Origin of the sequence: uncultured Gordonia sp., assembly GCF_937858515.1 — a bacterium.
GTDB lineage: Bacteria > Actinomycetota > Actinomycetes > Mycobacteriales > Mycobacteriaceae > Gordonia.
In genome coordinates this window covers 23,396-32,806 of sequence record NZ_CALLZT010000140.1, presented here as the reverse complement: position 1 = coordinate 32,806, position 9,411 = coordinate 23,396, and the positions used below count along the sequence as shown (strand labels likewise).

Annotated in this window: 7 protein-coding genes; 4 read left to right on the top strand and 3 right to left on the bottom strand. The window is 67.3% G+C overall.

What is annotated here, in order from left to right; translation table 11 throughout:
• From glgX to Q0627_RS12960, 3 genes are all read right to left on the bottom strand, one after another.
• Positions 1–2,007 (bottom strand): glycogen debranching protein GlgX (glgX, locus tag Q0627_RS12970; protein ID WP_298810401.1); only part of this gene is annotated, 2,007 nt, incomplete at its 3' end.
• A gap of 65 nt (positions 2,008–2,072) precedes the next feature.
• Positions 2,073–4,265, bottom strand: a complete 2,193-nt coding sequence (locus Q0627_RS12965) for an acyltransferase family protein (RefSeq protein WP_291017454.1) — start codon at positions 4,263–4,265, stop codon at positions 2,073–2,075.
• Complete coding sequence (locus Q0627_RS12960; RefSeq protein ID WP_291017452.1) at positions 4,255–4,830, bottom strand: TetR/AcrR family transcriptional regulator; 576 nt, start codon at positions 4,828–4,830, stop codon at positions 4,255–4,257. Before Q0627_RS12960 ends, Q0627_RS12965 begins: the two co-directional genes overlap by 11 nt.
• Positions 4,831–4,970: 140 nt before the next feature.
• Here Q0627_RS12960 and Q0627_RS12955 point away from each other — a divergent pair, with 140 nt between their 5' ends.
• From Q0627_RS12955 to bioB, 4 genes are read left to right on the top strand one after another with little or no spacing between them, the layout of a single operon-like run.
• On the top strand, positions 4,971–6,290 hold the full coding sequence (locus Q0627_RS12955; RefSeq protein ID WP_298810398.1) for an adenosylmethionine--8-amino-7-oxononanoate transaminase: 1,320 nt from the start codon (positions 4,971–4,973) through the stop codon (positions 6,288–6,290).
• Positions 6,287–7,450, top strand: coding sequence for an 8-amino-7-oxononanoate synthase (locus Q0627_RS12950; RefSeq protein WP_298810396.1), 1,164 nt, complete (start codon positions 6,287–6,289; stop codon positions 7,448–7,450). Before Q0627_RS12955 ends, Q0627_RS12950 begins: the two co-directional genes overlap by 4 nt.
• On the top strand, positions 7,447–8,322 hold the full coding sequence (gene bioD, locus Q0627_RS12945) for a dethiobiotin synthase (RefSeq protein ID WP_291017224.1): 876 nt from the start codon (positions 7,447–7,449) through the stop codon (positions 8,320–8,322). The genes Q0627_RS12950 and bioD overlap by 4 nt, the downstream gene beginning before the upstream one ends.
• Positions 8,319–9,377: a biotin synthase BioB gene (gene bioB / locus Q0627_RS12940; RefSeq protein WP_291017227.1), complete on the top strand. Its 1,059-nt coding sequence runs from the start codon at positions 8,319–8,321 to the stop codon at positions 9,375–9,377. The genes bioD and bioB overlap by 4 nt, the downstream gene beginning before the upstream one ends.
• The last annotated feature ends 34 nt before the right edge of the window (positions 9,378–9,411 follow it).

Sequence of the window (9,411 nt, the reverse complement as noted above, 5' to 3'; positions counted from 1 at the left end):
CAGTGACCAATCCATCCACGCCAGCGGCGAATCCTGGCAGTACACATTGTTGTTGCCGTGCTGTGTGCGGCCGATCTCGTCGCCGTGCGCGAGCATCGGGGTGCCCTGGGACAGGAAGAGCGTGGCCAGCACATTACGTTGCTGCCGGGCCCGAAGTTCCAGGATGTCCGGGTCGTCGGTGGGGCCCTCGACGCCGCAGTTCCACGACCGGTTGTGGCTCTCGCCATCGCGGTTGCCCTCGCCGTTGGCCTCGTTGTGTTTTTCGTTGTACGACACCAGATCCCGCAACGTGAAACCGTCGTGTGCGGTGACGAAGTTGATGCTCGCCAGCGGGCGTCGGCCGGTGGCCTCGTACAGATCCGACGACCCGGTGAGCCGGGACGCGAACTCGCCCAGCGTTGCCGGTTCACCTCGCCAGTAGTCCCGCACGGTGTCACGGTATTTGCCGTTCCACTCCGTCCACTGCGGCGGAAAATTGCCCACCTGATATCCGCCCTCGCCGATGTCCCACGGCTCTGCGATCAGCTTGACCTGGCTGATCACCGGATCCTGCTGCACGATGTCGAAGAACGCCGAAAGCCGGTCCACGTCATGCAATTCACGGGCCAGCGTCGACGCCAGGTCGAACCGGAAACCGTCGACATGCATTTCCAGGATCCAGTACCGCAACGAATCCATGATCAGTTGCAGGGTATGCGGATGACGGGCGTTGAGGCTGTTTCCGGTGCCCGTGTAGTCCATGTACATTTCCCGGTTGTCCTCGACGACCCGGTAATAGGCCCGATTGTCGATACCGCGGAAACTGATCGTCGGGCCCATATGGTTGCCCTCGGCGGTGTGGTTGTACACCACGTCGAGGATCACTTCGATTCCGGCCTTGTGGAATTCGCGCACCATCGCCTTGAACTCGGTGACCGCCGACGCCGGCCGGTCCGGGTTCGAGGCGTATTCGATGTGCGGGGCGAGAAAGCCGAAGGTGTTGTAGCCCCAGTAGTTTCGCAAACCCTGATCGCGTAGCACCGTGTCCTGCATGAACTGGTGCACCGGCATCAGCTCGATCGCCGTGACACCCAGCTCTTTCAGATGATCGATGATCGCCGGATGGCACAGTCCCGCATACGTTCCGCGCAACTGGGCCGGGACGTCCGGGTGGGTGGCGGTCATCCCCTTGACGTGCGCCTCGTAAATGATCGTCTGATGGTACGGGTGGCCCGGGGAGTGATCGTTCTGCCAATCGAAGTACGGGTTGATCACCACCGACAACATCGTGTGGCCCAGTGAATTCAGCTGCGGCAGAGCAGGATCAGCAGGTTCGTCAGTCGCGGGTGCAGGCTCTGCCATGGCCTCCGGCGAAGTCTCGGCCGATGACGTCCGCGCCCCGGTCACCTCGTCGGGTGTGCCATCGGAAAGCGCGGGGGCACCACCGGTATCCGCGGCATCCTTGGTGGGTGCGTAACCGTCGCCGGGCTCAGCGTTGCCACGCGGGGGCCCTGTTTCGGTCGCGGGTGTGGACGGTCCGTCGGAGGTGGCCTCGATGCTCTCGCCCGGTTCGGAAGGAACACCCACGCCATCGTGCCTGTCCGGCAGCGGGTAGGAGAACAACGACGCGTCGCCGTCGAAATCGCCGTGAAAGGCCTTGCCGTATGGATCGAGCAGCAACTTGCTCGGATCGCACCGCAGCCCGGCCGGTGGATCGTACGGGCCGTGCACCCGGAAACCGTAGAACTGGCCCGGCCCGACATTCGGCAGATAGCAATGCCAGCAGTAACCGTCCACCTCCTCCAGCCGGATGCGGCGTTCAGTGCCGTCACTCTCGATCAGGCACAGATCGACGGCGTTGGCGACCTCGGAGAACAGCGAGAAGTTGGTACCCGCACCGTCGTAGGTGGCTCCCAGCGGATAGGGCGTACCCGGCCACACCTGAATCGGTGGGGGTTCCGGGTCGGTGGTGTCAGCGGGTCCGCCGGGCTGTGCAGGTTCGGTCAATCCTGCGCTCGGTGCATCCATGGGAGAACCCTATCGGTGATGACCGGGCTGGTCATCTCGACCAGCGCATCTCACTCCCGCGTGGCTCATCCGCCCGAGCGCCCCGCCCAGGGGATGGCCAGGCCCATCTGCCGTTCGAGTTCGTCCGTCAGACTCCGCACGTAGGTGGCACTGAGGTGATGCCAGTCCTTGTACACGATGATGTTGCCGACGATCGCCGGGCAGATCGGGTCCGGGGTACTGCCGGGGCGCTCACACACCCCGTCGGAGACGTCGAGCGGATGGAACAGCGGCCGGGTTCCGGCGATTTCGCGCGCCGGATCCTCGTCCAGCAACGCCATGGTCCGGCGGGTCGCGCAAGTGGTGGCCGAACCGCCGTCGGCCAGGCATGTCGGGGTGTCGATTCCGCCGTCCCGGTTGTGCGGCCAAGGGGTGTCGCGGATGCCCAGAACAGGGATGCCGGCGTCGAGGAACGTGTCGAAGATCGGCAGATAGTCCGGCGGCACCCAGTCGCCGAGTTTGCGGTCATGGGGTCGGGTGGAGGTGGTGAACACCGCGTCGGGCCGGTCGGCCAAGACCCGTTCGACGACGCGCTGCCCCCACTCGTAGCACTGCGGGTACGGTACTCCCTGCTGCTTGGGTTCAGGATCGGTCGAGAGCGGACAACCCATCTTCAGATACGTCTTGACGGTGAAGTCGCTGCGTTTGCCGATGATGTTCAGCGCGGTGATCCACATCTCCGAATGCGAACCGCCGACCAGCGCGATCGTCTTCCTGCCGTTCGGTGCGCCGTACGTTCCGACATGAATCTCGCCGTCGGTGAAATCGCTCATGAATCCGTCGGTGGAGGTCTCCGGGTAGTCGTGCAACACCTCCAGCGGTGTGGGGCGCGGATCGACGTCCGGAACGTGTGCCCCGTTGAGGAACGCCCGCGCACCCGGATACACGGCCGGATCCAGATTCCTGGTGTCGACGACGGTCGCTGACACATGACGCTCCCACGCCTTGATCCCCACACCCGACACGACCGTCAGGACCACGAGGATCGACGACACCGTCGTCCGGTAGTCGAGCCATGCCAATCGGCCGGAGGTGTGGCTGCGCCTCGATCCACTGCGCAGGGGATCCTCGATGTACCTCTTGGTGGCCCATGCCAGCGCGATCGACGCGGCCAGCAGGCCGACCCCTTCGAGAGCGTTGGCCTGGTCCGTGCCGCGCCAGGCGAGGTAGAAGATCAGCAACGGCCAGTGCCACAGGTACAGCGAGTAGGCGATCGACCCCAGCCACACCGGCCCTTGCCCCGCCATCGCCCGACTGACTTCGGGCATCGGCCGCGGCAGTTCTCCCGGCCGCGCCTTCTCCTGCGCCACGGACCCCGCCCAGATGATCGCCAGCGTCGCACCCACGGGAACCAGCGCCATCGGCCCCGGGTACTCGTTCACCCCGTCGATCCACCAGCCGCACGAGACGATCAGGGCAAGGGCGGAGAACGCGACGGCATTGCGGACCATCCGGTGCACGCGGATCGTCGGTAACCAGATCGCCAGTAGGCCCCCGGCAAGCGGCTCCCACGCGCGGGATCGGGTGTCGAAATAGTTGTACGGCTGATTGATCGCCATCCGGTGCTGGGCCCACGCGAACGACGCCACGGCCACCGTCAGAACGGCCAATCCGACGATGGCGCGGATCACCGCCGGACGTGCCAGTGCCGCGACGACCCGCGCGCCGAGCTTGAGCAGTCCGGCGAGGGCGAGCATGGCGAGCAGGGTGACGAGGAAGAACTGGCCCTGCACCGCCATCGACCACACGTGCTGCAGCGGACTGTTCGTGGAACTGGCCGCCAGATAGTCCTGCGAGTTGCCCGCCAGATACCAGTTCTGGAAATAGAGGGCGCTCGCGATCACCTCGCGGCCGATGTCCACCCAGCGGGTCTGCGGCAGGATCAGCACAGTCAGCAGCGTCACCGCGAGCAGCACGGTGATCAGCGCGGGCAAGAGCCGGCGCAACAACCGCGACAGCCGGGGCCACGGATTCACGGCCGTCCGGAACGAGACGCCCGGCTTCTGCGCGGAGATTGTGTGCCGCAACAGTGAGCCCAGAAAGAAGTAGCCCGAGAGCGTCAGGAACACGTCGACACCACCGGAGACCCGGCCGAACCAGACGTGGAAGCAGGCCACCAGCATGATCGCCAGCCCACGCAGGCCGTCGAGGTCGGTCCGGTACACGGGTGCGGTCGTCCGGGTCGTGGTCGGGTGAATCAGGTTCTGACTATGGCGCATCGGCCCGGGGTGTGTCGGCACGAGTGCGGGCGCCGTCGATGATCACCCCGAGCGCGTCGGTGAACTCGACCGTGAAATCGCGCCCGGACGGCCCCGTCACCGACAGGCGTTCCATCTGGGCACGGGTCTGCTCCTCGATGGTCAGGCCCAGGACCAGCTGACACAGCGCCGTCGACACCCCTCGCGCATCCCGCTCACGCAGACCCGCCTGCAGGGCGGCCGCCGCGATCTCGTCGGCGATGTGTGTGGCCGACAGGCCGCTGGCCCAGCTTGATGAGACCACTTCCGCGCTGTCGGGGACGGCGAGCAGCGCGGCCCGCATTCCGGTGGCCAGCCAGGCCAGACGCTCGTCCCAGGGCAACGACTCGGGCGCGGGCGGGATACCGCCCAGGATGTCGTCGGCGAGGGCGGCCAGCAGGGTCTGCTTGTCGGTGAAATGCCAGTACAGCGCGTTCGGTCGGACACCGAGTTCAGTGGCCAACCGGCGCATCGACAGGTCGGCGAGGCTGTGCTCGGCAAGGATGTCCCGGGCAGCGGTGAGGATGTCGCCGCGCGTATTGCTCACGCATACAGGGTAGGGGACGCGCGGCATCGCCTGTACGGCGTACAGGTCGCACCTGTACAGTGTTCAGGACCGGCGCGGCGGCCCCGCGCCCGCGACAGCAGCCCGTGATACGACATCCCTGTGTGAAGTGAGGCACCACCGTGGACGAGGCGACGATCAGCAGGATCGATGCCGAGTACATCTGGCATCCCTACGGCGCCATGCCCGCACCGTCGGAGCCGCTCGTCGTCGACAGTGCGCAGGGGGTGCGGTTGCACCTGGCCGATGGCCGCACGGTGGTCGACGGCATGAGCAGTTGGTGGGCCGCGATCCACGGCTACCGACACCCCGTACTCGATGCCGCCGTCACCACCCAACTCGATTCGATGGCGCACGTCATGTTCGGTGGCCTCACACACCGGCCCGCCGCAGAATTGGCCCGGCGTTTGGTGGACCTCACCCCTGATGGGTTGGAGCGGGTGTTCTTCTGCGACTCCGGTTCCGTCTCGGTGGAGGTGGCCGTCAAGATGGCCATCCAGTACTGGCGCAGCCGCGGCCGGACCGAACGCACCCGACTGCTCACCTGGCGCGGCGGTTACCACGGCGACACCCTGACCCCGATGAGCGTGTGCGACCCCGATGGCGGGATGCACGCCATGTGGAGCTCGGTGTTGCCCGAGCAGATCTTTGTGCCCGAACCACCCGCGATCGGTTCGGGCGACGCCGTGCTCGATGCGTACATCGCCCTGATTGACGACGAGATCGGTTCTCACGCAGGTGAACTCGCTGCCGTTATCGTCGAGCCCGTGGTGCAGGGGGCGGGCGGCATGCGGTTTCACGACCCGCGTCTGCTGCGGGCCCTGCGTGAGATCTGCGACGCCCGTGACGTTCTGCTGATCTTCGATGAGATCGCCACCGGATTCGGCCGCACCGGAGAGCTTTTCGCCGCCGACCACGCCCGGGTAGCGCCCGACATCATGTGTATCGGCAAAGCGCTCACCGGTGGCTACCTCACCCTCGCCGCTGCGCTGTGCACCGCCCGGATCGCCGTGGCCATCAGTGCCGGTGAGGCAGGCGGCCTGGCACACGGTCCCACCTTCATGGCCAACCCGCTCGCGTGCGCCGTCGCCGTCGCCTCCATCGACCTGCTCCTCGACTCCTCGTGGCGTGAGCGCGTCGCGCAGATCTCGGCCGGGCTTGCGGCCGGTCTTGAACCGCTGCGCACCGAGCCCGGAGTCCGGGATGTGCGGGTGTTCGGTGCGATCGGTGTCGTGCAACTCGACGAACCCGTCGACATGGCCATCGCGACGCGGTCCGCAGTGGACGCCGGGGTCTGGCTGCGGCCGTTCCGCGACCTCGTCTACACCATGCCGCCCTTCCTGTGCACCGACGACGACATCGCCGCCATCTGTGCAGGTATCGCGTCGGCGGCCACGGCGCGACACCGACTCCTGTCGCTGTCCCAGGGAGAGAACAGATGATCACCACCAGCCCCGTGCACACCGATGCTCTGGCGTGGCTCGTCGACGCCGGAATCGCACGCGCCGACGCAGGTCTGCACCGCGAGCCGTACGTTCGGGATTCCGCCGCGCCGCTCATCAATCTCGCGTCCAACGACTACCTGGGCCTGAGCACCCATCCCGACGTCATCGCCGGCGCGCACGCCGCCCTCGACGAGTGGGGCACCGGATCGACGTCGTCGCGACTGGTGTGCGGTACCACCGGCCTGCACACGGATCTGGAGAATGAGCTCGCCGACTTCCTCGGGACGCCCGCCACACTCGTCTTCTCGTCCGGCTATCTGGCCAACGTCGGCGCCGTCACCGCGCTCGCCGGCCGCGGCAGCCTCATCGTCAGCGACACCGGTACGCACGCATCCCTCATCGACGGCTGCAGGCTGTCGCGGGCGCGGGTCGTCGTCGTCGATCGGGGTGATCACGAGGCCGTACGAAAGGTGCTGGCCGAACGTGACGAGCCCCGGGCGCTCGTCGTCACCGACTCGATCTACTCGGTCGACGGTGAACCCGCCCCGATCCGCGAACTGTATGCGGCGGCCCACGACAACGGTGCCGCACTGCTCGTTGATGAGGCACATGCGCTCGGTGTCCGTGGACCCGGCGGCGCTGGTCTGGTCGCCGAATGCGGGCTGGCCGGCGCGCCGGATCTCGTCGTCACCGGGGTGCTGTCCAAATCGCTGGGCGCACAGGGCGGACTGGTCGCCGGTAGCTCCGTGCTACGTGAGCATCTCATTGACACCGCCCGCACCTTCATCTTCGACACCGGCCTCAACCCGGCCGCCGCCGGTGCGGCGCTCGCCGCGCTGCGTATCCTCCGTGCCCAACCGGACTATCCGGACCGGTTGCGGTCCAACGCGATTCGGTTGGCCGAGCGCTGTGGTGCGGCCACTCCGTCCGCGGCCGTGATCTCGCTGATCGTGGGTGATCCGCAACCCGCAGTCGCCGCTGCGCTGGCCTGCCGCGAACGCGGAGTGCTCGTCGGCTGCTTCCGGCCGCCGTCGGTGGAGCCGGGCACCTCCCGGCTGCGGCTGACCGTGCGCGCCGACCTCGATGACGCAACCCTCGATCACGTCGGCGACGTGGTGCTGGCGGCGTTGCGTGAAGTGGGGGCACAGATCCGATGACCGGACGGATCGTCGCTGTCACCGGAACGTCCACCGATGTCGGCAAGACCATCGCCACTGCCGCGCTGGCCGCGGTCTTCGATGACGTCGCCGTGTGCAAACCGATACAGACCGGAGTCCTGCCCGGCGAGCCGGGCGACCTGGCCGTCATCGAGCGTCTGACCGGGTCGATCACCACCGCCGAATGCGCCCGATACCCCGAACCTCTCGCGCCGGAGACCGCCGCCCGACGGGCCGGCGCAGAACCTGTCACCCTGACGGCTGTCGTCGGCGCCGTGACCGAACTGGCCGCCGACCACGACCTCACCCTGGTCGAGGGGGCGGGTGGGGTACTCGTCCGCCTCGCCGAGAACCTCACTCTGCTGGACGTCGCCGCCGCCGTCGACGCCGAGGTGGTGGTGGTCGTGCAGGCCGGTCTGGGCGCCCTCAATCACGCCGAACTGACCGTCGACGCGATCCGGGCCCGCGGCCTGCATGTGGCCGGCCTCATCATCGGTGCCTGGCCCGCCGAACCGGATCTGGCGATGACCTGCAACCGTGACGACCTGCCCCGCCTGACCGGCGTCCCCGTCGTCGGTGTCATCCCCGACGGTGCCGGTGCGCTCCCACCCGACGATTTCCGCACCGCCGCCCCCGCCTGGTTCGATCCAGATTGGATCGCGGCCGCCCGGCTTGATCCCCGCGGCCGAGGTGACCGGCTTCTTGATCCCCGAGGCCGAAGCGACCGGCTTCTTGATCCCCGAGGCCGAAGCGACGAAGGAGCGAGGGTCACGAGGGGTCCGGCGACCCGACCACCTGACCCCACCACCTCATCGACGACCACAGCACCATCACCCACAGACCACCCGAACATGACAGGAGTTCTTCAATGACCCAGGCCCCCGTGCGCCCCGACGACATCACCTCCGACATCCCCGGCGCCGACACCCCCGAACGCGACATCCTCGACATCGCCCGCGAGCAGGTGCTCGAACGCGGCGAGGCCCTCGACTACGACCAGACCCTGCAGGTGCTGCGCCTACCCGACGACCGGCTGCCCGAACTGCTGCAGGTGGCCCACGACGTCCGCATGAAGTGGTGCGGTCCCGAGGTCGAGGTCGAGGGCATCATCTCGCTCAAGACCGGCGGCTGTCCCGAGGACTGCCACTTCTGCTCGCAGTCGGGCCTGTTCGAGTCGCCGGTGCGTACCGCCTGGATCGACATCCCCTCGCTGGTGGAAGCAGCCAAACAGACCGCCAAGACCGGCGCCACCGAGTTCTGCATCGTCGCGGCCGTCCGCGGCCCCGACAAGCGCCTGCTCAGCCAGGTGGCCGCCGGCATCGAGGCCATCCGCAACGAAGTCGACATCCAGATCGCCTGCAGCCTCGGCATGCTCACCCAAGAACAGGTCGACCAGTTGGCCGCGATGGGTGTGCACCGCTACAACCACAACCTGGAGACCGCCAAGTCGCACTTCACCAACGTCGTCACCACCCACACCTATGAGGAACGCTGGGACACCCTGCGGATGGTGCGCGAGGCCGGCATGGAGGTGTGCTGTGGCGGCATCCTCGGCATGGGGGAGAGCGTGGAACAGCGCGCCGAGTTCGCCACCCAGCTCGCCGCACTCGAACCCGATGAGGTGCCGCTGAACTTCCTCAACCCCCGCCCGGGCACCCCGTTCGGCGACCTTGACGTGCTGCCCGCCTCGGAGGCACTCAAGGCCGTTGCCGCGTTCCGGTTGGCGTTGCCGCGCACCATCCTGCGGTTCGCCGGAGGCCGCGAGATCACCCTCGGTGACCTCGGTGCCAAGCAAGGCATCCTCGGCGGCATCAACGCGGTCATCGTCGGCAACTACCTGACGACGCTCGGGCGGCCCGCCGAGGACGATCTCGATCTGCTCGTCGACCTGTCGATGCCGATCAAGACGCTGAACGACACTCTCTAGTGGAGCCTGCGGACGGTTGGAGAGGCGCCCGCGG

Bases quoted from the DNA above. Each gene is read 5' to 3' on its own strand.
- Q0627_RS12965 (WP_291017454.1), bottom strand. From the start codon at position 4,265: ATGCGCCATAGTCAGAACCTGATTCACCCGACCACGACCCGGACGACC.
- Q0627_RS12950 (WP_298810396.1), top strand. From the start codon at position 6,287: ATGATCACCACCAGCCCCGTGCACACCGATGCTCTGGCGTGGCTCGTC.
- bioD (WP_291017224.1), top strand. From the start codon at position 7,447: ATGACCGGACGGATCGTCGCTGTCACCGGAACGTCCACCGATGTCGGC.
- bioB (WP_291017227.1), top strand. From the start codon at position 8,319: ATGACCCAGGCCCCCGTGCGCCCCGACGACATCACCTCCGACATCCCC.